Source organism: Micromonospora sp. NPDC051543 (assembly GCF_044454415.1).
Classification (GTDB): Bacteria; Actinomycetota; Actinomycetes; order Mycobacteriales; family Micromonosporaceae; genus Micromonospora.
Window position 1 is genome coordinate 53,241 of the sequence record NZ_JBITDT010000012.1, and the last position, 24,052, is coordinate 77,292.

25 protein-coding genes are annotated in these 24,052 nt (G+C 71.1%); 20 read left to right on the top strand and 5 right to left on the bottom strand.

All coding sequences use genetic code 11. The annotated features are described in order from the left end of the window. Positions 1-119: 119 nt before the first annotated feature. Positions 120-1,382 carry a glycosyltransferase gene (locus tag ACIA3K_RS22220; protein WP_396803383.1) on the bottom strand — a complete coding sequence of 421 codons (1,263 nt, stop codon included), beginning with the start codon at positions 1,380-1,382 and terminating at the stop codon, positions 120-122. 24 nt (positions 1,383-1,406) lie between these two features. Here ACIA3K_RS22220 and ACIA3K_RS22225 point away from each other — a divergent pair, with 24 nt between their 5' ends. The 5 genes from ACIA3K_RS22225 to ACIA3K_RS22245 all read left to right on the top strand — a co-directional run bounded on the left by ACIA3K_RS22225 (position 1,407) and on the right by ACIA3K_RS22245 (position 6,847). Continuing rightward, entirely contained in the window at positions 1,407-2,267 is an 861-nt protein-coding gene (locus ACIA3K_RS22225; protein ID WP_357131550.1) for a DNA-formamidopyrimidine glycosylase family protein, read from the top strand. 265 nt (positions 2,268-2,532) lie between these two features. Continuing rightward, the gene (locus ACIA3K_RS22230) at positions 2,533-4,104 is read left to right on the top strand and encodes a sugar transferase (RefSeq protein WP_357131827.1); all 1,572 of its coding nucleotides are present in this window, start codon (positions 2,533-2,535) and stop codon (positions 4,102-4,104) included. A 32-nt stretch (positions 4,105-4,136) separates the two neighbouring features. After that, entirely contained in the window at positions 4,137-5,363 is a 1,227-nt protein-coding gene (locus ACIA3K_RS22235; RefSeq protein ID WP_396803384.1) for a sensor histidine kinase, read from the top strand. Continuing rightward, a complete protein-coding gene (locus tag ACIA3K_RS22240; RefSeq protein WP_053651534.1) occupies positions 5,360-6,118 on the top strand; it encodes a LytTR family DNA-binding domain-containing protein in 759 nt (252 codons plus the stop codon). The genes ACIA3K_RS22235 and ACIA3K_RS22240 overlap by 4 nt, the downstream gene beginning before the upstream one ends. 66 nt (positions 6,119-6,184) lie before the next feature. After that, a complete protein-coding gene (locus ACIA3K_RS22245) occupies positions 6,185-6,847 on the top strand; it encodes a DUF5701 family protein (protein WP_396803387.1) in 663 nt (220 codons plus the stop codon). 69 nt (positions 6,848-6,916) lie between these two features. On the opposite strand, the gene ACIA3K_RS22250 is transcribed toward ACIA3K_RS22245, so the two are convergent. Together ACIA3K_RS22250 and ACIA3K_RS22255 are read right to left on the bottom strand one after the other, a co-directional pair. Beyond that, positions 6,917-8,179 (bottom strand): WD40/YVTN/BNR-like repeat-containing protein, encoded by a 1,263-nt coding sequence (locus ACIA3K_RS22250; protein WP_396803388.1) that lies wholly within the window; start codon positions 8,177-8,179, stop codon positions 6,917-6,919. After that, a complete protein-coding gene (locus ACIA3K_RS22255) occupies positions 8,166-8,687 on the bottom strand; it encodes an RNA polymerase sigma factor (protein WP_396803390.1) in 522 nt (173 codons plus the stop codon). Before ACIA3K_RS22255 ends, ACIA3K_RS22250 begins: the two co-directional genes overlap by 14 nt. A gap of 274 nt (positions 8,688-8,961) precedes the next feature. Here ACIA3K_RS22255 and ACIA3K_RS22260 point away from each other — a divergent pair, with 274 nt between their 5' ends. From ACIA3K_RS22260 to ACIA3K_RS22315, 12 genes are all read left to right on the top strand, one after another. Beyond that, positions 8,962-9,639, top strand: coding sequence for a response regulator transcription factor (locus tag ACIA3K_RS22260; protein WP_355048673.1), 678 nt, complete (start codon positions 8,962-8,964; stop codon positions 9,637-9,639). A gap of 29 nt (positions 9,640-9,668) precedes the next feature. Further along, positions 9,669-10,709, top strand: a complete 1,041-nt coding sequence (locus ACIA3K_RS22265; protein WP_396803669.1) for an ATP-binding protein — start codon at positions 9,669-9,671, stop codon at positions 10,707-10,709. A 344-nt stretch (positions 10,710-11,053) separates the two neighbouring features. Continuing rightward, on the top strand, positions 11,054-12,652 hold the full coding sequence (locus ACIA3K_RS22270) for a DUF4153 domain-containing protein (protein ID WP_396803392.1): 1,599 nt from the start codon (positions 11,054-11,056) through the stop codon (positions 12,650-12,652). A 44-nt stretch (positions 12,653-12,696) separates the two neighbouring features. After that, positions 12,697-13,110, top strand: coding sequence for a hypothetical protein (locus tag ACIA3K_RS22275; RefSeq protein WP_396803393.1), 414 nt, complete (start codon positions 12,697-12,699; stop codon positions 13,108-13,110). Between the two features lies 1 nt (position 13,111). Further along, complete coding sequence (locus ACIA3K_RS22280) at positions 13,112-14,752, top strand: cation acetate symporter (protein ID WP_396803394.1); 1,641 nt, start codon at positions 13,112-13,114, stop codon at positions 14,750-14,752. A 271-nt stretch (positions 14,753-15,023) separates the two neighbouring features. Continuing rightward, the gene (locus ACIA3K_RS22285) at positions 15,024-15,350 is read left to right on the top strand and encodes a YbaB/EbfC family nucleoid-associated protein (protein WP_396803395.1); all 327 of its coding nucleotides are present in this window, start codon (positions 15,024-15,026) and stop codon (positions 15,348-15,350) included. Between the two features lie 10 nt (positions 15,351-15,360). Further along, positions 15,361-15,672 (top strand): hypothetical protein, encoded by a 312-nt coding sequence (locus tag ACIA3K_RS22290; protein WP_396803396.1) that lies wholly within the window; start codon positions 15,361-15,363, stop codon positions 15,670-15,672. Between the two features lie 6 nt (positions 15,673-15,678). Beyond that, on the top strand, positions 15,679-16,173 hold the full coding sequence (locus ACIA3K_RS22295; RefSeq protein WP_396803397.1) for a hypothetical protein: 495 nt from the start codon (positions 15,679-15,681) through the stop codon (positions 16,171-16,173). An 88-nt stretch (positions 16,174-16,261) separates the two neighbouring features. Continuing rightward, complete coding sequence (locus ACIA3K_RS22300; protein WP_355048667.1) at positions 16,262-16,669, top strand: EndoU domain-containing protein; 408 nt, start codon at positions 16,262-16,264, stop codon at positions 16,667-16,669. Continuing rightward, positions 16,666-17,061 carry a hypothetical protein gene (locus tag ACIA3K_RS22305; RefSeq protein WP_396803398.1) on the top strand — a complete coding sequence of 132 codons (396 nt, stop codon included), beginning with the start codon at positions 16,666-16,668 and terminating at the stop codon, positions 17,059-17,061. The genes ACIA3K_RS22300 and ACIA3K_RS22305 overlap by 4 nt, the downstream gene beginning before the upstream one ends. A 108-nt stretch (positions 17,062-17,169) precedes the next feature. After that, positions 17,170-17,934 (top strand): ABC transporter ATP-binding protein, encoded by a 765-nt coding sequence (locus tag ACIA3K_RS22310; RefSeq protein WP_396803399.1) that lies wholly within the window; start codon positions 17,170-17,172, stop codon positions 17,932-17,934. Then, positions 17,919-19,628, top strand: a complete 1,710-nt coding sequence (locus ACIA3K_RS22315; RefSeq protein WP_396803400.1) for an ABC transporter permease — start codon at positions 17,919-17,921, stop codon at positions 19,626-19,628. The genes ACIA3K_RS22310 and ACIA3K_RS22315 overlap by 16 nt, the downstream gene beginning before the upstream one ends. Before the next feature lie 83 nt (positions 19,629-19,711). Here the strand turns inward: ACIA3K_RS22315 and ACIA3K_RS22320 are convergent, their stop codons facing one another. Together ACIA3K_RS22320 and ACIA3K_RS22325 are read right to left on the bottom strand one after the other, a co-directional pair. Next, complete coding sequence (locus ACIA3K_RS22320; protein ID WP_396803671.1) at positions 19,712-19,906, bottom strand: DUF397 domain-containing protein; 195 nt, start codon at positions 19,904-19,906, stop codon at positions 19,712-19,714. A 2-nt stretch (positions 19,907-19,908) separates the two neighbouring features. Beyond that, positions 19,909-20,694, bottom strand: coding sequence for a Scr1 family TA system antitoxin-like transcriptional regulator (locus ACIA3K_RS22325; protein WP_396803401.1), 786 nt, complete (start codon positions 20,692-20,694; stop codon positions 19,909-19,911). Positions 20,695-21,034: 340 nt separating this feature from the next. Between ACIA3K_RS22325 and ACIA3K_RS22330 the strand changes: the two genes are divergently transcribed. The 3 genes from ACIA3K_RS22330 to ACIA3K_RS22340 all read left to right on the top strand — a co-directional run bounded on the left by ACIA3K_RS22330 (position 21,035) and on the right by ACIA3K_RS22340 (position 23,996). Beyond that, positions 21,035-21,787, top strand: coding sequence for a flavin reductase family protein (locus ACIA3K_RS22330; RefSeq protein WP_396803673.1), 753 nt, complete (start codon positions 21,035-21,037; stop codon positions 21,785-21,787). Positions 21,788-21,961: 174 nt separating this feature from the next. Further along, positions 21,962-22,327 carry a DUF485 domain-containing protein gene (locus ACIA3K_RS22335; RefSeq protein ID WP_396803402.1) on the top strand — a complete coding sequence of 122 codons (366 nt, stop codon included), beginning with the start codon at positions 21,962-21,964 and terminating at the stop codon, positions 22,325-22,327. Continuing rightward, positions 22,308-23,996 carry a cation acetate symporter gene (locus ACIA3K_RS22340; protein WP_396803404.1) on the top strand — a complete coding sequence of 563 codons (1,689 nt, stop codon included), beginning with the start codon at positions 22,308-22,310 and terminating at the stop codon, positions 23,994-23,996. The genes ACIA3K_RS22335 and ACIA3K_RS22340 overlap by 20 nt, the downstream gene beginning before the upstream one ends. Positions 23,997-24,052 lie beyond the last annotated feature (56 nt).

Here is a 24,052-nt window from a genome sequence, read left to right on the forward strand (position 1 = left end):
CCCGCCCTTGGGTGCGCCGCCAGGCCCCAACCGCGCCGATCTTGCAGTTTCGGTTGAGCTTTCGCGAAGCATGCCCCGTATTGCCGCCACCGAAGGTGCAAGATCGCGAGGGCTGGGGGCTAGGCCCGGGTTCGGGACAGGCTCGCGTAGATGTCGATGAGTTGCTTCGTCACCACGTCGGGGTGGAAGGTGCGCTCGTAGCGGGCTCGGGCCGCCTGGGTCAGCCCGGACGCGCCGGCTCGGGCGACCGGCAGGGCGGCCGCGAGCGCGGCTGGCTCCGGGGCGACGACCCAACCGGCCTCGCCCAGGCCGATCCCGGCGGGCATCGCCGGTCCGCCGGCCCCGGCGACCGCCGAGGCCGTCTCGGCCGGGCCGGTGCCGGCGGGCTCGTGCGGGGCGTCCGCTCCCACCAGGTACGGGATGCCACCCAGCGCCGTCCCCAGCACCGGACGGCCGCTCGCCAGCGCCTCGATGATCACGGTCGGCAGCACGTCGTGCCACATCGAGGCGGCGATCACCACGGCGCTGGCCTCGACCGCGGCCCGGACCCCGGCCCGGTCGAGCTGACCGAGGTAGACCACGTCCGGTCGCTCGGCAGCGGCCGCCTCCACCAGCGGGCGCAGCTCGCCGTCGCCCGCGATCCGCAGCGTGCCCAGGGTCCCCACCGGGTGCCGGCGCCAGGCGTCCAGCAGCAGGTCGACGCCCTTCTCGGGAGAGAGCCGGGCCATGTAGAGGAAGCCGTCACCGAGCGGCGCCGGCCGCCCCGGGTCGGGCACGGCGTTCGGCTTGACCACGATCCGATCGTCCGGGATGCCGTAGTCGCGCAGGTGATCGGCGATCGCCGAGGTGAGCGCGATGAAACGGTCCACCGACCGCCAGGTGCCCCGGTGCACCGCCAGGGTGGTCGCCATCAGCGCGCTCTGCGCCGCCGAGTCGCGGTAGCACCGGTGCCTGATCGCCGGCACGCCCAGCGCCCGGCCCTTGCAGTCCTGGCAGATCACCCCGTCGCGGAAGTAGATCCCCGAGGAGCAGACCTGCCGGTAGTTGTGCACCGTCTGCACCACCGGCACGCCGTGCCGGTGCGCGGTCCGCACCACCCAGGGCGAGATCAGGGGGTACGGATTGTGCAGGTGCAGGACATCCGGTCGGTGCTCGGTGAGCAGCCGGCTCAGGTCCTGCTGTGCGCGGGGCGCCCAGATCGGTGAGATCGGCAGCAGCGCCTTGGCGGCCTTCGACATCGAGGGGATCTCGTCCGAGCTGCGGATGAAGGGCAGCACCTCGACACCGGCGGCGGTGAGCTGGGCGATCTCCGCGTCGACGATGGTGTTCTCGCCAGAGGGCTGAGCTTCCCGGTACCGGTTGTGCGCCACCACGATTCTCACGGGAAAGAAGGCTACCGTTGGCTGGTGCCCGAACTACCGGAGGTTGAAGCGCTCGCGGGTTACCTGCGGCAGCGCGCGGTGGGGCGGCGTGTCGACCGGCTGGAGATCGCCGCGATCAGCGCCCTGAAGACGTACGACCCGGCACCCACCGCCGTCGCCGGCAAGGCGGTGGTCGACGCACGTCGGCACGGCAAGTTCCTCGACGTGGTGATCGAGGGTGACCTGCATCTCGTCGTACACCTGGCCCGGGCGGGCTGGCTGCACTACCGGGAGGCGTTCCCGGCCACCACCCCGCTGCGCCCGGGCAAGGGCCCGATCGCCGTACGGGTCCGGCTCGACGACGGCTCCGGCTTCGACCTCACCGAGGCCGGTACGCAGAAGAAGCTGGCCGCCTACCTGGTCACGGACCCGGCGGCGGTGCCCGGGGTGGCCAAGCTGGGGCCGGACGCGCTCGCCGCCGACCTGCCCACCTTCGCCGAGCGGCTGCGTAGCCGACGCGGGCAGGTCAAGGGGGTGCTGACCGACCAGTCGGTGCTGTCCGGGGTGGGTAACGCGTACTCCGACGAGATCCTGCACGCCGCGAAGCTGTCCCCGTTCGCGATCACCGATCGGCTCACGGACGCCCAGCTCGCCACCCTGCACGCGGCGACGCGGCAGGTGCTCGGCGACGCCGTCGAGCGGTCCCTCGGTCAGCGTGCCGCCGAACTCAAGGGCGAGAAGCGATCCGGGTTGAAGGTGCACGCCCGTACCGGCCTGCCCTGCCCGGTCTGTGGCGACACCGTCCGGGAGGTCTCGTTCGCCGACTCGAGCCTGCAGTACTGCGCCACCTGTCAGACCGGCGGCAAGCCGCTGGCTGACCGACGGTTGTCCCGTCTCGTACGGTGAGTAATCCCACGAGGCGACTACAGAGCGGAATCGACCCGAGTGAGCCGAACCTCCGGTCCACCGTTCTCGCCACAGGCGCATCCATCGGTATAGTGGCCCGGTCCCCGGCTTCTGAAATGGTGCGGAGCCGGCCAGAATCCCGCCGACACCATCGGTCGCCAATCTCCTGCGGGGCGGCGACCGGCCGGAGCCCGCGTGGGAGACTGGGACGGTGGGCGACCCGGGCCCTCACGGCGAGTGAGCGGCACGTGTCATGCGGGAGGACATGGGTGAGGTGACGGCAAGCCTCCAGCGCCCGGTATCCAACGAAGGCCGGAGCAGACTCGTGCGGCACGTCGACAGCTTCGAGATCCAGCCGCCGACGCCGCCGTCACACAACGGCGTCCCTCGGTCGGCATGGGCCAGGGCGCGACGACGTGTCTCCCGTTGGCACCGCCCCTACACCGCGATCCTGCTGCTGCTCGACTTCGGCGCGGCGGCGTTCGCGAGTTGGATCGCGATCCAACTCTTCGACCAGGCCGCCTCGGGTTTCTCCGGCACCAACCAGGACCCGACCTGGTTCCACACCATCTCCTATCTCCTGCTGCCGCTGGGCTGGGTGGTCATCCTCTGGAGCAACCGGGCGTACGACCGGCGGTATCTGGGGCTCGGCCCGGACGAGTTCAAGCGGGTCATCAGGGCCGCGGTCACGGTGGCGGCCAGCGTCTCCTTCCTCGCCTTCGCCACCAAGACCGCGCTGTCGCGGTGGACGGTGGGCACGGCGTTGCTCGGGGCGCTGCTGCTGATCCTGTGGGGCCGTTTCGTGGCCCGCTGGGCGCTGCACTACATCCGTCGGCGGGCCGGTCAGGCCGCGCACCGGATGGTGCTGGTCGGCACTCTGCCGGAGTGCCTGGAGGTCTACGCGGCGGTCACCCGTAGCCCGGCCGCCGGCCTGATGCCGGTCGCCATCCACATCACCGACGGCTACGCGGCGGCCCGTGGGGTACCGACGCCGGTGCCGGTGCACTCGGGTCGTGACGTCCTGGCCCTGGTCCGGGAGGTCGGCGGGGACACCATCGCCGTGTGCGGGTCGGCCAGCGCCGAGCCGGGCGAGCTGCGCCGACTGGCCTGGCAGCTCGAAGGCTCCGGGGTCGATCTCGTGGTCGCCCCGCAGTTGACCGACATCGCCGGCCCGCGCGTGCACATCCGGCCGATCGAGGGTCTGCCGCTGCTGCACGTCGAGGAGCCGACGCTCTCCGGGCCGGCGCTGCTGGCCAAGAACCTGATGGACCGGGTCGCCGCCGGCCTCGGCCTGCTGCTGCTGATCCCGCTCTTCATCTCGATCGCGGTGGCGATCCGAATCTCCGACCGTGGGCCGGTCTTCTTCCGCCAGCCCCGGGTGGGGCACGAGGGACGCACGTTCCGGGTGTGGAAGTTCCGGACGATGTACGTCGACGCCGAGGACCGGCTGGCCAGCCTCACCGACCAGAACGAGACCGACGGCATGCTGTTCAAGATGAAGCAGGACCCCCGGGTCTTCCCGGTGGGTCGCTTCCTGCGGGCCTCGTCGCTGGACGAGCTGCCGCAGTTGATCAACGTGCTCTGGGGTGAGATGTCGCTGGTCGGGCCGCGCCCGCTGCCCGCCGACGACGGCGACTTCCTGGGCGACGTGCGACGCCGGCTGCTGGTGCGCCCCGGCATGACCGGGCTGTGGCAGGTCTCCGGCCGCTCCGACCTGTCGTGGGACGAGGCCGTCCGGCTCGACCTTTATTACGTCGACAACTGGTCGCTGGCGTACGACCTCAGCATCCTGTGGCGGACCGTCGGGGTGGTCCTCGCCCGCAAGGGCGCCTACTAGCGCGAGCGGCGGCGAGCCGTCAGGATCGCTGCGTGGGTGGCAACCTCTCCGCCGTCGTCGGCGTCGTCTCGCTGGTCACCGCGCTGACCGCGGCTCTGCTGGCGGTGCTGCGACTACGCGCCCGGCGCGGCATCGCCACCGCCACCCAGCGGGCCACCTACGAGGTGCTGCACACCGCCGGGCTGGCCGCCGAACCGCTCCGGGCGGGGCTGAGCGCGGCGGGCGCGGCGAAGGCCGTACGCCATCTGCGGGCCCTGGTGGGCGCGGTCGGGCTGGCGCTCACGGACGCCGACGAGGTGCTCGCCCTCGACGGACGCGGCACGCACCACGGCGAGCAGCTGCTCGCGGCGGCCCAGCGGTCGATCAGCTCCGGGCGGTCGACGGTGCTCGGGGAGTCCGACCTGCGCTGCGACCGGGTGGACTGCCCGATCCGGGGTGCGGTGATCGCTCCCCTGCACGGCGCCGACGCCCGGGTGGTCGGGGCGCTGGTGGCGGTCGCCGACGACGCGCCGGCGCCGGGGCTGGTGCAGGCCACCCTGGAGACCGCGCACTGGGCCGGCAACCAGCTCGCCCTGGCCGAGCTGGACTCGTCCCGGGAGCGGCTGGCGCGGGCCGAGATCCGGGCGCTGCGGGCGCAGATCAGCCCGCACTTCATCTACAACGCGTTGACCGCGATCGGCTCGTTCGTCCGCACCGACCCGGAGCGCGCCCGGGAGTTGATCCTGGAGTTCGCGGAGTTCACCAGGTACTCGTTCCGGGCGCACGGGGAGTTCACCACCCTCGCCGAGGAGCTGCGGTCGATCGACCGGTACCTGACGATCGAGCGGGCCCGCTTCGGCGACCGGTTGCAGGTGCGGTTGCAGATCGCGCCGGAGGTGCTGCCGGTGACACTTCCGTTCCTCTGTCTCCAACCGTTGGTGGAGAACGCCGTCCGGCACGGGTTGTCCCGCAAGCCGGGCACGGGCATGGTGAGCATCGAAGCCCGGGACGCGGGCGCCGAATGCCACATCACGGTGGAGGACGACGGGGTGGGTATGGATCCGACCGCGCTGACCGCCGGCATCGCCGAGCTGGCCCGCAGCACCGGCGACCCGGGTGACGACACGGGCCAGCACGTCGGCCTCTCGAACGTCGACGAGCGGCTGCGCTCGGTCTTCGGTGACCGTTTCGGTCTGGTCGTCGAGACCGGGCTGGGCTCGGGCACGCGGGTGAGCGTCCGGGTGCCGAAGTTCCACCCGGGCGTACGGGCCGGCTCGTGACCACCGGTTTCCTGCGCGTGTTGGCGGTGGACGACGAGCCGCCGGCGCTCGACGAATTGGCGTACCACCTGCGGGCCGACCCCCGGGTGGCCCGGCTGCACACGGCCGGGGACGCCACGGAGGCGCTGCGGCTGTTGCGCGACGGCGACGTGGACGTGGTCTTCCTGGACATCCGGATGCCCGGCCTGGACGGCATGGAGCTGGCCCGGGTGCTGCGCCGGTTCGCCCGGCCACCGGCGATCGTCTTCGTCACCGCGTACGACGACGGCGCGGTGGACGCCTTCGACCTGGGCGCCACGGACTACGTCCGCAAACCGGTACGCGCCGAACGGCTGGCCGAGTCGCTGCGGCGGGTGATCGGGTCGCGGGTGGTGCCGTCGCACCCGGCGGCGCTGGCGCGGGCCGAGGAAGATCCGACGATCCCGATCGAGCTGGCCGGGACGACCCGGATGCTGCCGCGCTCGGCGGTGCGGTGGGTGGAGGCGCAGGGCGACTACGCACGGCTGCACACCGCCGAGGGGTCGCACCTGGTGCGGGTTTCGCTCGCCACGCTCGCCGAGCGCTGGGCGGACGCGGGTTTCGTGCGGGTGCACCGGTCGTACCTGGTGCAGTTGAAGTTGATCGCGGAACTGCGCCTGGTCAACTCCGGCTACGTGGTGGTGGTCGACTCGACCGAGCTGCCGGTGAGCCGGCGGCACACCCGCGAGCTGAAGGACAAGCTGGTCAGGGCGGCAAAGCAGGATTGGAGTCGCTGAACCGGGAATGCCGGCAACCATCCCGTACGTTGTACGCTAGGCCGTACGACAACCGGGAGGGCCGCCGTGACCGAAACCCCGTTCGACGCCGAGACCGAGTTCGACAGCCAGCTCGACCGCCTGGTGGAGTTGGGCTACCCGACCCTGGCCGGGATGACCGAGAGCGCCTTCCGCGACCTGGTCGCGCCCCTTCGATCCCGAGCGGTCGACGGTGCGGCCGGCCTGCCCCGGCCCACCGACGCGCGGGTGCCGTTCCTGCTCGTCGTCACGCGCGACCTGATCGGCGTGGAGCCCCGACTCGAACTCACCACCCTGGCCGGCAAGCGCAAGCCCGGCTTCCTCGACCGGCACTACGCCGAGGACGACCTGCAGCGCTTCGACCCCATCAAGGAGCTGGAGGCACCCGCCGGGCCGGCGTACCTCCTCTTCGACGTCGACCGTGGTGAGGAGTTCCGCAACCTCGCCCCAGCGGCGGCCATGGAGGGCATGACCGCCCAGCATCGGCTTCCGCTCACCATCGACGAGGGGCTCGCCTTCATCACGCTCTACCCCGAGGCGCTGGCCAGCAACAGGTGCTTCTCGCTGGTCGGATCGCGGTGCGGCGACAAGCGGGTGCCGGCGCTCTGGATCAGCCAGGGCGCACCGAAGCTCGGCTGGTGCTGGTACGGCAACCCGCACACCTGGCTCGGCTCCGCCTCGGCCCGACCCGAGCGCGTCGGCCTGGAGTGACGTCAAGATCAGTGTCAGGCTGCCGGGGCCGGTGGCAGTCCACCGGCCCCGTCGCACGTCCGGCGGCGCTCAGTCCGGGAGCGGCAAGCGCGTCCAGGACGTGCCGTCGGCGGTCACCTGCACGTGGTCCGCACCGCCAACCGCCATGTCGTCCCGGCCGTAGAGCCAGGCGTGTCCGGGCGCGGCACCGACGCCCCCGTCGCGTCGCTCGTACTCGCGCATCTTTTTGAAGTGTCGCCCGGAATCCAGGCCGATCAAGGCCGTGGACCTGTTGCCGGAGGGCTGCATGTTCCCCGCCTGGACGAGCAGCAGGGCCCCGTCCGAGCCGACGACGAGGAACCGGATCTCCAACGAGTTGGGCAGGTCGGTACCCATGTCCGCCCAGGTTCGCCCGCCGTCTGTGGTACGCAGCAGCTGCGACGTGCCCCCGACCTCCATCGGCTGGGCGCCATGCGGTGGTGGCGGCGCGATCAACAGGTACGCCTCCTGCGCGCTGACCCCGGCGATCGCGATCACGTTCGCCCCCGCTGCCGGCTGCCAGGTGGTCCAGGTGGCTCCCCGGTCCACGCTCCGGGCGACCACCATGACGCCGATGTCACCCGGCCAGTAGTTCACCCAGATGGTTCCGTCCGCACTCGGATAGATGCTCGCGGGCGGATAGGGAGACGGTGGCTTGCCGCCGAGCCGGTACACCGTCCCCGTTGACGAGACCGCCAACGGTTCACGGAGGGCACCGCAGCCCCGGCCCCACTGGCAGAAGACCGGCTGCGCGCTCGCCGGGAAGGACGGCACCGTCACGATGGCCTGCTCGGCGTCGGCCCAGGTGCGGCCATAGTCGGTGGAGAGTCGGAGCTGGTCGCCATCTCGGATCAGGTAGGAGCGCTGATTCAACACCGAGAACTCCGGGTTACTCAGCGGATTCCCCTCCTCGTCCGATCCGCACTGGTTGGTGGTGCGATAACGGGTCGTCTCGTCATCGGTCCAGCTCCGTCCACCATCGTCGGTATGCCGGAACCACACCGTGAAGCAACCCTCGTCGGCTTCCCGCACCCCCGCGACGACGGCGGAATCCGGCCCGGTCAGAAAGAACTCGCCGCTGCGGTCCGGCATGACCGGCGGCTGGTCCGGACCGGTCCAGCCACTCGATCCGGTGTTGCCGAACAGTGGCAGCATCGCCACGCCGGCCACAGCGACAACCAGACCCAGCGCCAACCCGCCGGTACGCCACCGACGGCGGGCCCGCGCCACCGTCCGCACGTCCTCCAGGGGTGGCTGGCGGACCGCGTCGGCGACGATGTCGACGTCGAAGCCGTTGAACTCACGTTCGGACATCGATCCTCCCGATGTTCGTGCTCTCGCTGATCTCCGAGTCGGTCAGCAGCGCCGCCAGCGCCTGCCGACCCCGGGACAACCGGGACTTCACCGTGCCCGGCGAGACGCCGAGGGTCGCTGCTACCTCATCGATCGGCAGGTCGACCAGGTAGTGCAGGGCCAGCGCGTGCCGCTGTCCCTCGGGAAGGCCGCGCAGGGCGGCCAGCAGCGCCAGATGCTCCGGTGAACGGTCGGCGACCGCCGGTGGCGGGCCAATCCGACGCAGCAGCCCGTCCAGCACCCGCCGTCGGCGGTAGCGACTGCGGGCGACGTTCACCGCGACCCGGCGCAGCCATGCCTCTCGATTGTCGAGGCCGGCGAACCGACCGGGTGCCACCAAGGCCCGGGTGAACGCCTCCTGGACCGCCTCCTGCGCGTCGTTCAAGTCTCCGGTCACCGCGTAGAGCTGAACCACCAGGCGGCGGAAACAGCCGGCGTACAGCTCGGAGATCGCATCACCGTCAGACACCGTCACCCCCCTTCTTCACCTGTCCCACTCCCCGGCGGGAGGAAAGGTTCCGGCTGACCGGTCGAAGGACTGTGTGAATTCATCGAGCGCCGCCGCTCCCAGTCAAGTCGCGAGCCTCCCTGACAGCTCGGTTGGTCGTCCACAACGAACCTCGGACGTTCGGGGAGGCCGGCGGCCATTGCCACCGAGTTATCCACAGGACTGACCGGTTCTCCACAGGTTGTTCACAACGCCACCCACTGATCTCCACGGTGGCTCCCTACAGTCAGACCCCATGAAGGAACGCCGCGTCCTGGTCGTCGAGGACGAACGCACCATCGCCGAGTCGGTCGCCGCCCGACTCCGCGCCGAGGGTTTCGCAGTGGAGATCGCCACGGACGGCCCCAGCGCGGTCGAGCGGTTCCGGACCGGGCAGCCGGACCTCGTCGTCCTCGACGTGATGCTGCCCGGGTTCGACGGTCTGGAGGTGTGCCGGCGTATCCAGGCGGTCCGGCCGGTTCCGGTGCTGATGCTCACCGCCCGCGACGACGAGACGGACCTGCTGGTCGGGCTCGCCGTCGGCGCGGACGACTACCTCACCAAGCCGTTCTCGATGCGCGAGCTGGCTGCCCGCGTCCACGTGCTGCTGCGCCGCATGGAACGGGCCGCGACCCCGGCGCCACCCGCCATCCGACTCGGCGACATCGAGATCAACGAAGCCGAACGGCGGGTCCGCCGGGCCGGCGCGGACGTGCACCTCACGCCGACCGAGTTCGACCTCCTGCTGCACCTCGCCGGGCGACCCCGGACGGTGCTTCCCCGGGAACGACTGCTCGCCGACGTATGGGGCTGGGCCGACGGCACCGGCACCCGCACCGTGGACAGCCACGTGAAGGCCCTGCGCCGCAAACTCGGCGCCGACCTGATCCGGACCGTCCACGGCGTCGGGTACGCCCTGGAGGTCCCCGCGTGACCGGCCGGCAGGTGGACTGGCTGGACCGGATGCTTCCCCGCCCCCTCGACCCGGTCCGCTCGATCAAGATGAAGCTCGGCGTCCTGCTGGTCGCCTCCTGGGCGGTGGCCATCGGCTACTTCTGGTACGGCATCGGCTGGCTCCCACCGGGCACGGCGATCACCGCCATCTGCATCGCGCTGGTCACCTCGCAGGTACTCGCCCACGGGATGACCTCGCCGCTGCGCGAGATGACGGCCGCCGCCGGGGTGATGGCCCGCGGCGACTACACCCGTCGGGTACGCGCCACCTCCCGGGACGAGGTGGGCGAGCTGGCCCAGGCGTTCAACAAGATGGCCGAGGACCTGCACGCGGCGGACCAGCGGCGGCGTGAACTGATTGCCAACGTCTCCCACGAGCTGCGCACGCCGATCACCGCGTTGCAGGGCGTACTGGAGAACATGGTGGACGGGGTGGCCGAACCGGAGCCGGCGGCCCTGCGCGCGGCGCTGTCCCAGACCGAACGGCTCGGTCACCTCGTCGCCGACCTGCTCGACCTGTCCCGTCTCGACGCCGGGGTGGTGCCGCTGCGCCGGGTCACCATCGACGTCGGGGACTTCCTCGACGAGGCGGTGGAGCACGCCACCGCCAGCGCGGCCGGCGCGGGGCTGGACGTGGACTTCCGGCTGCACGAGTTGACGACGCCGTTGACCGTGCACGCAGACCCGTGGCGGTTGCACCAGGTGTTCGCCAACCTGCTCGACAACGCGGCGCGACACAGCCCACCGGGCGGCACCGTGCGGGTGAGCGCCGAGGAACACGCCGGACAGCTCCACTTCGAGGTCAGCGACGAGGGGCAGGGCATCCCGACGGCCGAGCGGTCCCGGGTGTTCGAACGATTCACGCGCGGCGACCGTGCCGCCGGGGGTGGAACCGGCCTCGGCCTCGCCATCGCCCGCTGGGTCGTCGAACTCCACGGCGGCCGGATCGCGGTCCTCGACCCGGTCGGCGCCGCCAAGGGCGCTCGTCCAGGCTGCCGCATCCAGGTCACCATCCCGAACAACGGCCCACACCGAGGAGAGGTCGCATGACCACCCCTGGCAGCACTCCGCCTCCGACCAGCGGCCCGGCGACGCCAGTCGCCGAAGCACCGGCACGGCCGACAGCCAACCCGTCGGCACCGCCGACCGGAGGCCCAGCGGCACCGCCGGCCGGTGGCCCAGCGGCACCCCGGGCCGGAGGCCCAGCGGCACCGCCGACCGGCCCCGCCGGACGGCCGCTGCCGGCCTGGCCCCAGCCGATGCCGGCACCGCTTCTTGGACCCCGGCCACCGTCGCTGATCGAGCGGCGCTGGCCAGGGCCATCGGGTGCCGCGCGCCCGCTCGTCCTGGCGGCCCTGACGGTGGCCGCCGTCCTCGGCGCGTCGACGATCACGATGGTTCGTCCCGGACTCGGCTGGCTGGTGGCCGTGCTGGCCGGCACCGCCGCGCTCGCCGTCGCCGCCGTCGTTCGGGCGAGACCGTCGACCGCTCCACCCGCGCCGGCGACACCGACGCCACCAACCACCCCACCGACTCCGGCGACTCCGTCCATCGCAACCGGCCAGGCCACCCCGACCACGGCGGCCGGTCAGGCTGCCGCGACCACGCCGGCGGCCCAGGCCACCCCGACCACACCGACCACGCCGGCGGCTCAGGCCACGCCGGCGGACCGGGTAACCCCGGCGGCCACCGCCCGTCCCGATGCCACGGGGGCATCGGGGCGGGCGGCGCAGGTCGTCTGGGCCACCGCGACCGTCGCGTTGGTGGGCGTGGGTACCCTCCGGGCAGCCGGCTGGCTCTTCGCGCTCTGCCTGCTCGCCGCCGTGGTGACCGGGACGCTCGCCGTCACTGGCGGGCGGAGCCCGCTCGGGATGCTGCTGGCCGCGACCCTGCCCCCGGCCGCGACGGTACGGGCGCTCCCCTGGGCGGTACGCGGGCTGCGCGACACCCGACCGGCCGGCTCGGGGATCGCCGTAGGACGGGTCCTGACCAGCGTGGCGATCTCCGCCGGTCTCCTGATGCTGTTCGGCCTGCTCTTCTCCTCCGCCGACGCGGTCTTCGCCGACCTGGTCAGTGGCTTGTTGCCCGACATCTCGGTTCCCGGCACGATCGGGTGGACGTTCCGTCTGCTGCTGATCGGCGGCGGTCTGCTCGGTGCCGCGTACCTGGTCAGTCGACCGCCCAACCTCGACGACCTGCGGCCTGGGCCGGCGCGGCCGGCGCACCGGCTGGAGTGGACGCTTCCGCTGGTGCTGCTCGACGCCCTGTTCGCGGCGTTCGTACTGGTCCAGTTGACGGTGCTGTTCGGTGGCTCGGGGCACGTGCTGCGCACGGCCGGGCTCACCTACGCGCAGTACGCGCGCGGCGGCTTCTGGCAACTGCTCGCCGTCACCGGGCTCACCCTGCTGGTGATCGCCGTCGCCGCCCGTCGGGCACCGAAGGCCACGCGGACCGACCGGCTGCTGGTCCGCACGCTGCTCGGGGCGCTCACCGCGCTCAGCCTGGTGATCGTCGCCTCGGCGCTCTACCGGATGCAGGTCTACGCCGACGCGTACGGCGCCACCCGCCTGCGGCTCGTCGTGGCGACCGTCGAACTGTGGCTCGGGCTGCTGTTCGTGCTGGTCGGCGTGGCCGTGGTACGGCTGCGGGCCACCTGGCTGCCCCGACTGGTGATCGGCACGGCGGTGCTGGCGCTGCTCGGGTTGGCCCTGGTCAACCCCGATCGGCTGATCGCCGACCGGAACGTCGACCGGTACCTGCAGACCGGCCGGTTGGACGTCGACTACGTGTCCGGCCTCTCGGCGGACGCCGTACCCGCCCTGGCCCGGCTGCCCGAGCCGATGCGCATCTGCGCTCTGTCCCGGCTCGCCGTCGAACGGCCACGGGACGGCATCTGGGCGACGAACCTCGGACGGGAGCGCGCCCGTCCCGAGCTGGACCGGATCCCGGTGATCGGCCCGGCGTCGCACTGCCTCGTCCCGCGTGACTGGTGAGCGCCGACGCTTGACAATCCGGCGAGGCGGGCAAGACTGCCGAGGTGGCCAAGCAACTCCCTGACGTGGGGTCGGGCGGTACGGTTCCGCCGCCCCGGCGGGCCCGGATCGTGTTGGCCGACATCACCCGGCGCGACACGCGCGCCGAGCGGACCCGCGCCGAACTGACCCAGCAGACCCAGGTCGGTGAGGCGCTGGTCCGTGGCCTGGTCCGGGCCCAGCTCGCGCTGGCGTTGCGGTTGTCGCTGGTGGTCGTCATCGGGCTGGGCGGGTTGCCCTGGCTGTTCGCCATCGCGCCGTCGCTCGGCCGGACCACGGTCGCCGGCGTCAACCTGCCCTGGCTGCTGCTCGGGGTGGCGTCGTTCCCGTTCCTGATCGCGGTGGGCTGGGCGTACGTGCGGCTGGCCGAGCGCAACGAGCAGGACTTCACCGACCTGGTGCAGCGGCCGGAGCACTGACGTGGGCAACGACTACGTGGTTCCGGCCATCGTCGCGGTCACCCTGGTCACCGTCGGCATCGGCTTCTACGGGCTGCGGCTGGCCCGGACCACGTCCGACTTCCTGGTCGCCTCGCGGGCGATCAGTCCGACCTGGAACGCCGCCGCCATCGGCGGGGAGTACCTGTCGGCCGCGAGCTTCCTCGGCATCGCCGGCCTGGTCCTCAAGTACGGCGTGGACGTGCTCTGGTATCCGGTCGGCTTCGCCGCCGGCTACCTGGCCCTCCTGCTGTTCGTGGCCGCGCCGCTGCGTCGCTCCGGCGCGTTCACGCTGCCCGACTTCTGCGAACTACGGCTCGGGTCCCGCCGCCTGCGCATCCTCGCCACCGCCTTCGTGATCTTCATCGGCTGGCTCTACCTGGTGCCGCAGTTGCAGGGCGCCGGGCTCACGCTGGCCACGGTGGCCGGCTCCCCGTACCCGGTGGGTGCTCTGCTGGTCGCGGCCGTGGTCACCGCGAACGTGGCGCTCGGCGGGATGCGCGCCATCACCTTCGTCCAGGCGTTCCAGTACTGGCTCAAGTTGACCGCTCTCGCCGTACCCGTGATCTTCCTGGCGCTGCAGTGGCAGGCCGATGCCCGCCCGGCGGTGACACCGCCGGACGGGCCGACGTTCCGGGCCGCGACCACCGTCGTGGTCGAGCACCGCGCGACCCTCACCCTGGCCGACGGTGAGATTCGGGAGGTACGCCCCGGCGACGAGCTGACCTTCGCCGCCGGCGACCCGGTGCCGCAGGTGTCCGGAGTGGCCACCGACGCGGCGGACTGGTTGCTGCCCAGCGCCGCCGGCGCCGACGACCGGAGCCTGTTCGGCACGTACTCGCTGATCCTGGCCACGTTCCTGGGCACGATGGGTCTCCCGCACGTGCTGGTCCGCTTCTACACCAACCCCGACGGCGCGGCAGCACGCCGGACGACGCTCGTGGTGCTGGCCCTGGTCGGCGTCTTCTACCTGCTACCCACCCTGTACGGGGTGCTGGGCCGGATCTACACCCCGCAACTACTCGTCAGCGGGCAGACCGACGCGGTGGTGGTCCTGCTGCCCGGCGCGGTCCTCGGCGACGGGCTCGCCGGGCGGCTACTCGCCGCGCTGGTCTCGGCGGGAGCGTTCGCCGCCTTCCTGTCCACCTCGTCGGGCCTGCTGACCAGCGTCGCCGGGGTGATCTCGACGGACGTGCTCGGCCGTGGCTCGGTACGCGGCTTCCGCTGGGCGACCGTCATCGCCGGGGGCGTACCGGCGGTGCTGGCCCTGCACGTCTCCGGCCTGGACGTCTCACAGGTGGTCGGGTTGGCCTTCGCCGTCGCCGCGTCGAGCTTCTGCCCGCTGCTGGTGCTCGGCATCTGGTGGCGCGGTCTGACCGATCTGGGCGCGGCCGCCGGTGTGCTGGCCGGCGGCGGGGCGGCGATCGGCGCGGTGCTGGTGACCGTGCTCGGCCCGCCGCTGTCCGGCTGGCCCGCCACCCTCACCGCGCAGCCGGCCGCCTGGACGGTGCCGCTGGCCTTCACCGTGATGGTCGCGGTGTCGATGGCGACCCGCCGCCGAGCACCGGCCGACGTAGCCGCCACCATGCTCCGCCTCCACACCCCCGAAGCCCTCCGCCTGTAGCCCAACGCCCCCGCCCCGCCCCGCCCCGCCCCGCCCCGCCCCCGCGATCTTGCACTTTCTGTGGCGGCATAACGGTCATTCTTCGCAATAGGACAACCGAAAGTGCAAGATCGACGCGAGGGTGGGGGGGTTTCGGGGCTGAGGTGACGGTCGCGGGATTACTACACTGCGGATCGTGGCAAACCCCTCGGATTTGAGCAGGTCCATTTCGGAGCTGCTGTCTACGCTCGACCGCGGTCGCGCCGGAGGCGATCCGGAAGCGCCGAGCGAGGTGGCACCTCTCCAGGGCATCGGTGAGGCTGCCGACGGACTGGTACGCGTGGTCGCCCTCCCGGGTGGACAGATCGAGTCGGTGTGGATCGACCCGAGGCTGATGCGCTCGGCGTCGGAGAGCCTGGCCGAGGAGATCCGCGCGGCCACCAACGCGGCCCTGACAGACCTGCGGACAGCGCTGGCCGACGCGACCGCCACGCCGGACACGGCGGCGATGCTGGAGCAGCTGCGTGAGCTGCAACGTGGTGCCGTACCGCAGTTGCAGGGTCTCATCGACACCCTCGGCAGCGTTCAGGACCGGCTCTCCTCCGGTGGAAGGCCCTGACGTGGCCCGCATGGTGGACCCGGAGGGCCTGCGTGGGGCCGGCACCAACCTCCAGGACATCTCGGATCGCTTCCTCACCGAACTGCGCACCTTCCTGGCTGACCTGCAAGGGTTCGGCGCGCCCTGGGGCAACGACGACATCGGCAGCCTGATCGGCGCCGCCTGCGAGGAGGTGACCGCGTACGCCGCGGAGTGCTTCGAGTCGGCGATCGAGGAGCTTGGCGTGGTCGGCGTGGACCTCAACCGGATGGCACACCTCGTCGACGAGGACGAGCGGGCCATCACGGCCCACCTGAGCGGGCTCGGCCAGGAACTCGGGTGAGGTGACGTGGGACTGCAACTGCCGGGTGAGCTGACCACCTTCCTCAGCATGATCGGGTACGACTGGCCGCAGGCGGACGAGACCGCGCTGGTCGAAATGGGTCAACGGTGGCTCGCCTTCAGCGGCACCCTGCAAACGCTGACGACGGAGGCGGGACAGGCGGCCCAGCCGGTCGGTGCCGGCAACGCGGGCGCCGACATCGACGCCTTCCAGGCGTACTGGACCGAGCAGGACGGGCCGGTGCAGGTGCTACAGGATGGCGCGCTCGCCGCCACCCTGGCCGGCACCGGCCTGATCATCATCGGCGCGATCGTCCTCGCCCTGAAGATTCAGGTCATCGTGCAGCTGGTGATCCTGTCGGTGGAGATCGCCCAGGCGGTGGCGACGGCGGTGGCCACGTTCGGCGCCTCGCTGGCGGAGATCCCCATCTTTCAGATGATCACCCGCGAGATCGTCGGCCTGCTGATCGACCAGGTGATCGGCGCGCTCCTCGATGGGTAAGCGCGGGCGCGGCAAGTTCATCCGGTCCGCCCTCTCCCACCTGCGCAAACAGCGGGCGCGAGCGCGGCGTGGTCAACGGACGGACGGCATGACGCCGGAACGGCTGCGGCACACCCTGCTCGGGGAACGCGACGGCAGATCTTCGGGATGGCACCACCGACCGGGCGGCATCGACCCACCGGGCGCAAAGCTGATCAAGGTGACGAAACGGGACAGCCGAACTGGCGTCTACAACGGCAAGGTCGCCATGCAGAACCGACGCAATGGTGAGTGGCAGGAGAAGCGCGGCGGTAGCACCTTCTTCCCCGACCACTGGACACCGCAGGACGTCGACAACGCGATCACCCGTGGATTCAACTCGCCGGACGTCGTCAAGGATCCGCAGACTGGACGGTGGTCAGGCACGTTCAACGGTGTCCATCTGAAAGGCTTCTACGATCCGGAGACCGACACTCTCAGCCACGGCTACCCCACTCTGCCTGGAGGCACTCCTTGAGCACTATCGAGTTCCGCTGGTCCAAGGAGCGCATCGCCGAATACCAGTCGACAGACCAGCGGCTCGCCTGCCTGGGGATGTGGTTGACCGACGACATCCAGAGCGTCCACGAACTCTGCCTCGACCTGTTGGCCGATCTTGAGGACATCGCCGCCGGGCGCAAGGAGAGCGAGAGCTGGGAGGGGAACGCCTGGGCCGCCGAGCTGAGCGCGGAAGGCGTCGACCTGCGGAATCTGTGGCGGGATGTCCTGCACGCCCACTATCCGCTGGCGGAGACCCGGCGGGTCGTGGCGCAGTACTGGCGACTGCTCGCCGAGGACCCGGACCGCACGCGAGCGGTCGTCGAGTGGGAGAGCGAGAACGGGCGGACGCACCCGTACCCGGGGCTGTGACGGTCGGGTGATCTGCTCCCGGCCGGAGAGGGACTACGTCTTGGGAATGATCGCGGATCGGCCTGTCGCAGGACGGCGGATCTGGCGGTCGGCGGATAACGTCGGGCCATGACTGGTGAGCATCCCGCGCTCGTGCTGCGTGGTCTGGCTAAACGGTTCGACGGCACGGTCGCGGTCGCCGGTGTCGACCTGGACGTACCGGCCGGGTCCTTCTACGGGCTGCTCGGCCCGAACGGGGCCGGCAAGACCACCACCCTGTCGATGGCGGTCGGCCTGCTACGGCCGGACGCCGGCTCGGCGTGGGTGCTCGGCCAGGACGTGTGGCGCGACCCGGTCACGGCCAAGCAACTGCTCGGCGTGATGCCCGACGGTGTCCGGCTGTTCGACCGGCTCAGCGGCGCGGAACTGCTGGCGTACCACGGGCTGCTGCGGGGGATGGACCCGGCGGTGGTCGACCAGCGGGCCGCGGAGCTGCTGGACGTCCTGGCGCTCGGCGACGCCGGCCGGACGCTGGTGGTGGACTACTCGGCGGGCATGAAGAAGAAGATCGGCCTGGCCTGCGCGTTGCTGCACGGCCCCCGGGTGCTGGTGCTGGACGAGCCGTTCGAGGCGGTCGACCCGGTGTCGGCGGCGCTGATCCGCGACATTCTCACCCGGTACGCGGCCGGCGGCGGCACGGTCGTCTTCTCCAGTCACGTGATGGAGGTCGTCGAGCGGCTGTGCTCGCACGTGGCGATCCTGGCCCAGGGCACCATCAAGCGGGTCGGCACGATCGCGGACGTCCGGGGCGACCGGTCGCTCGAACAGGTCTTCGTCGAGGTGGTCGGCGGGCGTACCGCGACCGGTGACGAGTTGTCATGGCTGTCTCGGTGAACCCGGCCACCGCGGCGACCGCGCCCGCCGCTGGGGCGCGACGGGTCTCCGCGCGGCACTTCGTACGGCTCAAGCTGCGGGTGATGGGCAACAACTTCCGGGGCCAGGGCTGGCGGATCGCGATGTTCGTCGGCGGGGCGCTGGTCGGCCTCTGGTTCGCGGTCAGCGGCTTCTTCCTGTTCGCCGCGCCGGGCATGACGGGCAACGGCCGGTACGCGGTGCTGGTCGCGGCGGCCGGCGGGGGCCTGCTGGTGCTCGGTTGGCTGCTGCTCCCGCTGGTCTTCTTCGGGGTGGACGAAACACTGGACCCGGCCCGGTTCGCGCTGCTGCCGCTGCCACGCCGCACTCTCGTCGTCGGCCTGTTCGCCGCCGCGCTGGTCAGCGTGCCGGTACTGGCGGCATCGATCGCCTCGCTGGGGCTGGTGTTGACCGCCTGGGCGCTTGGCGGCTGGTCCGCCGGTGTCGTGGCCGTGCTCGGCGTACTCACCGGGTTGTTGCTCTGTGTGGCCGCGAGCCGCGCGGTGACCAGCGCCTTCGCCAGCATGCTGCGGTCCCGTCGGGTACGCGACCTGGCCGCCGTGCTGTTGGCGGTGACCGCCGCGCTACTCGGCCCGTTGCAGGTCTTCGGCCTGGCGGCGCTGCGCCAGACGGACTTCACCCGACTGACCGGAGCCGCGTCGGTGCTCGGGTGGACGCCGTTCGGGGCGCCGTGGACCGCCGGCATCGACGTGGCGCAGGGACGGGTGTGGGCCGCCCCGCTCAAGCTGCTGATCACGTTGGCGGCGATCGGCGCGCTGTTGGCCTGGTGGTCGCGGTCGCTGGAGTCGGCGATGGTGGGCTCGGCGACCGCCGGCCGGGCGCCGGCGCGACGCAGCGTCGACGGCGGCGCGGTCGCCCAACTCTTTCCCCGGGCCGCCACCTGGGCGCGGCGGGACCGGTTCGGCGCGCTCGTCGCCCGGGAGGCCCGCTACTGGTGGCGGGACGCTCGCCGCCGAGCCAACCTGATCACCATCGCGGTGGTCGGCATCTTCGTGCCCGTCCTGGTCAACGTCACGGGCGGGGACTTCGCGGCGCAGGACGCAGGGTTCACGGCGGCGGTTGGCGACAGCTCACCCGTCGTGGTCACCATCTCGCTGCTCTTCGTCGGGGTACTCGCCTCGGTCACCCTGGCCAACCAGTTCGGCTTCGACGGCAGCGCATACGCCGCGAACGTCGTGGCCGGGGTGCCGGGTCGCGTCGAGCTACGCGCGCGGATGACCGCGTTCTCGCTGTACGTCCTGCCGCTGCTGGTGCTCGTCTCGGTGGTCCTGTCGGTACTGCTCAGCCGACCGGGGTGGATCGGGCTGATGGTGGGCAGCCTGGTCGGGACCTACGGCGCCGGGCTTGCGGTGAGCAGTTTCGTGTCGGTGCTCGGGGCGTACTCGCTGCCGGAGACGAGCAACCCGTTCGGGATGAACAGCGGTGCCGGCATGGCGAAGGGGTTGCTCACCCTGGTCGCCATGATCACCACGGCGGTCATCGGCGTGCCGATGGTGGTGGCCGCCGCGCTGCTCGGCGACGCCTGGCTCTGGCTGGCCCTCCCGCTCGGCACGGCGTACGGGCTGGGTGCGGCGCTGCTCGGCGCGTACCTGGCCGGCGACGTGCTGGACCGGCGTCAGCCGGAACTGCTGGCGACCGTCACGCCGCGCCGCTAGCGATCTATTCCAACGGTAGATCTTGGACAGTTTCCGTCAGCTGCTGACGGAAACTGTCCAAGATTGCCAACGATGGCGGGTCGCTAGGCGGCCGACCCGCGAGCCGCGTGGGCGGCGAGGAATCCGGTCCAGGCCGACGGGCTGAACGTGAGCACCGGGCCGGACCGGTCCTTGCTGTCCCGCACCAGCACGACACCCGGCAGATTGTCCGCCACCTCGACGCAGTTGCCGCCGGAGTCGGTCGACCGGGTGGAGGTGCGCCAGCGCGGCTCAATCATCGTCACGGTGTCACCTTCAGCTTCCGAATCAGGTCCATCGACGCACCTGTGGACAGTGCTTCGCCGAGCAGACTATCCCATTTGCGATCAATCAATCGGAGCATCTGCGGGTCGTCCATGACGTGTCCGCGAGCGGCATTCTCCAGGTAGAGCACCCTGTCTCCGTCAGGCAGGTCGGCGAATACGAAGCCACCACCGATCCCGACATGCTCACCGACGCTCAATGGAATGACGTGCAATCGCACGAACGGAAGGTCCGCCACCTCAAGCAGCCGACAGAGTTGGGCATTGAGCACGGCGTGACCGCCCACGGGGCGATGCAAGCCCATCTCATCCACCACGAAGACGCAGTGTGGCGGCGCCTCCCGGGTGAATAGCCGTTGACGTTCCAGACGAACCGCGACGAGTTCGTCGACCACGGCTGGTGGCTGCAATCCACCCGCCGAGATGACGGCGCGCGCATACTCCTCGGTCTGCAACAGGCCGGGCACCAGACATGCCTCGAAGGCACGGAGGCGCGTCGCACGCTGCTCGTAGCCGCGCCACGGGACGAACCAGGATGGGCCGTGTTCCTGGTCCGCAGCCTTCAGGAGTTCGGCGAGGAGGCCGCCGGTGGCCAGGGCCTCGTCGGCGGCCACCGCGAATTCCATCGTCGGTCGGCGACGGCCGGTCTCGATGGCGGCCACCGTGGACGGACTCCACCTGATCAGGGTCGCCAGAGCCTCCTGGGACACGTCGGCACCGGCGCGGGCGGCCTTCAACGCCCGTACCCACATCTCGATGTTCATCCTTACCTCTCCGGTAAGTACGTGACTGCGCTGCGTAGTAAGCCCTGGAATCCTCCCGTGTCCACGCCGCGCCGTCCAGGGTGGAGAGCACGCGGCCCGGCCGGTGGAGGCGATGACCCGGCGGTCGGTCCTGCGTCGGGCCGCCCCGGTCATCCCCCGAGCGGGGCGGCCCCCGTCACCGGGAGGGATCGCTCATGATCGGGTCAGTCCTTGATTGGCAGGGGGCGCGGTGGTCGTACTCGATGAGGAACGTGGCGGCGACGGCCGTGCCGGGCGCGACCGAGCCGGCACGCGGCGGTGCGGCCGCCGGAGGTGCGGGGTGAATCGGCCGCACCTGCCGATGCGACCGCTGTGGAGGTGTCGGGGTTGTGGCGCGCACTGGCCCTGCCAACCGGCGCGGCTGGCGTTGCTGGCCGAGTACCGGGACGATCGCACGGCGCTGCTGTTCTACCTGGGCACGCTGATGGCGGAGGCGGGCGATCAGCTCGCCCGGCTGAGCGGGCGACCCGCCGACCTGCACGCACGCTTTCTGGGCTGGGTGCGCGGACGGGGCGGCACAATGTTTCACGTGAATCATGAGCCGGGTGCCGAGATCCACCACACCGATCCGTTCGCGGTGCCGACCGGGCAACGGTCGCCGGCCCGTCGGCTGCGGGGTCGGCTCGCCGCGCCGGTCACCCTCTGGACGGCTCCCGGCCCGGCGGGTCTGACGGTGTCGTCGACGCTGGTCGCCGAGGGGGAGCCGGACCGACTGCTCGGGCTAATCGACCCGGAGTCGGATCTCTGGGAGGCCGTCGAGGAGGCGGGCCGGTTCGCCGTCGCGCCGCTCGGCCCGTCGCACCGGCAGCTCGCCGACCGCTTCGCCGGCCTCTTTCCCGCGCCGGGAGGGCTCTTCGCCACCGGCGGGTGGACCGACACGCCCTACGGGCCGGTGCCGTCCGATGCCGGCGGCTGGGCGGGGTGCCGGCTGGACACCGCCCGGGAGTACGGCTGGGGCCTGCTGGTGGAGGCCACCATCGAGGCCGTCGACCTGGTCGAGGACACCACGCCGCTGCTGCACTACCGGGGGCGGTACCACGAGCTACCGGGCTGACCAGGGGTCTGGGAGCGCGACCGGTCACCGGGGTGACGTGGGTCACTCGGCGCACCCAACCAACCGCTCGGCGCACTCGACGACCGGCGTCGATCTCGACCTTCCCCGTCGGGGAGCGTGCCTCCTACGGTGCGCGCAACTACCCCCGACGCCTGTGAAGGTGGTGATCCACAGATGTCCACGGACACACCCACGCCGACCGCTTCCCAGCCGGACAAGTACCTGGCCGTACAACAGTCAGACGAGTTCGCCGGGTTGCGGCGCGCGTTGCGCGGCTTCGTCTTCCCGATGACCGTCGCGTTCTTCCTGTGGTACGCGCTCTACGTCATTCTCTCCGCGTACGCCCGGGACTTCATGGGCACGAAGCTGTTCGGCAGCAACATCAACGTTGCCCTGGTCTTCGGCCTGCTCCAGTTCGTCTCGACGTTCCTCATCGCCTGGCTCTACTCCCGGTACGCCGACCGGAAGATCGACCCGGTCGCCGACCGGATCCGTGCCGAGATCGGGGAGGTGACCCACGATGACGGTCCACGCGGCTGACCTGCTCCTCGCGGCCGAGGCCGGTAACCACACGGCCCGCAACCTGACCATCACGCTGTTCCTGGTGTTCGTGGCGGTGACCCTGGGCATCACCATCTGGGCCAGCCGGCAGACGAAGACGGCCACCGACTTCTACGCGGGCGGCCGGTCCTTCTCCGGATTCCAGAACGGCATGGCGATCGGTGGCGACTACATGTCGGCCGCCTCGTTCCTCGGCATCGCCGGCATCATCGCGCTCTACGGCTACGACGGCTTCCTCTACTCGATCGGCTTCCTGGTCGCCTGGCTGGTGGCCCTCCTGCTGGTCGCGGAACTGCTGCGCAACTCCGGCCGATACACGATGGCCGACGTGCTGGCCTTCCGGATGCGGCAGCGTCCGGTGCGTACGGCGGCGGCGGTCTCCACCATCACGGTGTCGATCTTCTACCTGCTGGCCCAGATGGTCGGCGCCGGCGCGCTCGTCGCGCTGCTGCTCGGCATCAAGCCCGGGACGACCTTCCTCGGCATGGATGCCGCCACCGCCAAGGTGGCGACCATCATCATGGTCGGCGCCCTGATGATCATCTACGTGACCGTGGGTGGCATGAAGGGCACCACGTACGTGCAGATCGTCAAGGCGTTCCTGCTGATGAGCGGCGCGCTGCTGATGACCGTGCTGGTCCTCGCCAAGTTCCACTTCAACCTGTCGGAACTCCTCGGCGCCGCCGCCGCGGCCTCCGGCAAGGGCGACAAACTCCTGGAACCGGGCCTGCGGTACGGCGTGGAGGTCGCCGGGAACTCCACGCAGACGTTCTACAACAAGATGGACCTGCTGTCGCTCGGCATCGCGCTGGTGCTCGGCACGGCCGGCCTGCCGCACATCCTGATCCGCTTCTACACCGTGCCGACCGCCAAGGCGGCCCGCAAGAGCGTGCTCTGGGCCATCGGCATCATCGGCACCTTCTACCTGCTCACCCTGGCCCTCGGCTTCGGCGCGGCGGCGATGGTGGGTGGTCCGGCGATCATCGCGCAGGACAAGGCCGGCAACACGGCCGCACCACAGCTGGCCGAGGCGCTCGGCCTGGAGTTCTTCGGCGGTGAACTGGGTGGAGCGGCCCTGCTGGCGATCATCGCGGCGGTCGCCTTCGCCACCATCCTGGCCGTGGTCGCCGGGTTGACCCTGGCCTCCTCGTCCAGCCTGGCGCACGACTTCTACGCGAACGTCCTGAAGAAGGGCGAGACGTCCGAGCGCCAGGAGGTACGGGTCGCCCGGATCTCCGCCCTGGTGATCGGCGCGATCTCGATCCTGCTGTCGATCTACGCGCAGAACCTCAACGTGGCGTTCCTCGTGGCGCTGGCCTTCGCGGTCGCCGCCTCGGGCAACCTGCCGGCGATCCTCTACAGCCTGTTCTGGAAGCGGTTCAACACCTCCGGAGCGGTGTGGGCGATCTACGGCGGTCTGATCTCGGCCGTGGTGCTGGTGTTCTTCTCCCCGGTCGTGTCGGGCGCGGCGACGTCGATGTTCCCGGACCACGACTGGCAGTGGTTCCCGCTGTCCAACCCGGGCATCCTGTCCATCCCGTTCGGGTTCCTCTGCGGGTTCGTCGGCACGCTCATCTCCAAGGAGCACGACGAGGACAAGTACGCGGAGCTGGAGGTTCGCGCCCTCACCGGCGCGGGCGCCCACTGATCGAAGCGCTGGGCCCCCTGTCGACGCCACGCGTCACAGGGGGCCTTTCGCTGTTC

Bases quoted from the DNA above. Each gene is read 5' to 3' on its own strand.
- ACIA3K_RS22230 (WP_357131827.1), top strand. From the start codon at position 2,533: ATGGGTGAGGTGACGGCAAGCCTCCAGCGCCCGGTATCCAACGAAGGC.
- ACIA3K_RS22250 (WP_396803388.1), bottom strand. From the start codon at position 8,179: ATGTCCGAACGTGAGTTCAACGGCTTCGACGTCGACATCGTCGCCGAC.
- ACIA3K_RS22260 (WP_355048673.1), top strand. From the start codon at position 8,962: ATGAAGGAACGCCGCGTCCTGGTCGTCGAGGACGAACGCACCATCGCC.
- ACIA3K_RS22265 (WP_396803669.1), top strand. From the start codon at position 9,669: ATGCTTCCCCGCCCCCTCGACCCGGTCCGCTCGATCAAGATGAAGCTC.
- ACIA3K_RS22270 (WP_396803392.1), top strand. From the start codon at position 11,054: ATGGTTCGTCCCGGACTCGGCTGGCTGGTGGCCGTGCTGGCCGGCACC.
- ACIA3K_RS22290 (WP_396803396.1), top strand. From the start codon at position 15,361: ATGGTGGACCCGGAGGGCCTGCGTGGGGCCGGCACCAACCTCCAGGAC.
- ACIA3K_RS22300 (WP_355048667.1), top strand. From the start codon at position 16,262: ATGACGCCGGAACGGCTGCGGCACACCCTGCTCGGGGAACGCGACGGC.
- ACIA3K_RS22310 (WP_396803399.1), top strand. From the start codon at position 17,170: ATGACTGGTGAGCATCCCGCGCTCGTGCTGCGTGGTCTGGCTAAACGG.
- ACIA3K_RS22315 (WP_396803400.1), top strand. From the start codon at position 17,919: ATGGCTGTCTCGGTGAACCCGGCCACCGCGGCGACCGCGCCCGCCGCT.
- ACIA3K_RS22320 (WP_396803671.1), bottom strand. From the start codon at position 19,906: ATGATTGAGCCGCGCTGGCGCACCTCCACCCGGTCGACCGACTCCGGC.
- ACIA3K_RS22325 (WP_396803401.1), bottom strand. From the start codon at position 20,694: ATGAACATCGAGATGTGGGTACGGGCGTTGAAGGCCGCCCGCGCCGGT.
- ACIA3K_RS22330 (WP_396803673.1), top strand. From the start codon at position 21,035: ATGCGACCGCTGTGGAGGTGTCGGGGTTGTGGCGCGCACTGGCCCTGC.
- ACIA3K_RS22335 (WP_396803402.1), top strand. From the start codon at position 21,962: ATGTCCACGGACACACCCACGCCGACCGCTTCCCAGCCGGACAAGTAC.
- ACIA3K_RS22340 (WP_396803404.1), top strand. From the start codon at position 22,308: ATGACGGTCCACGCGGCTGACCTGCTCCTCGCGGCCGAGGCCGGTAAC.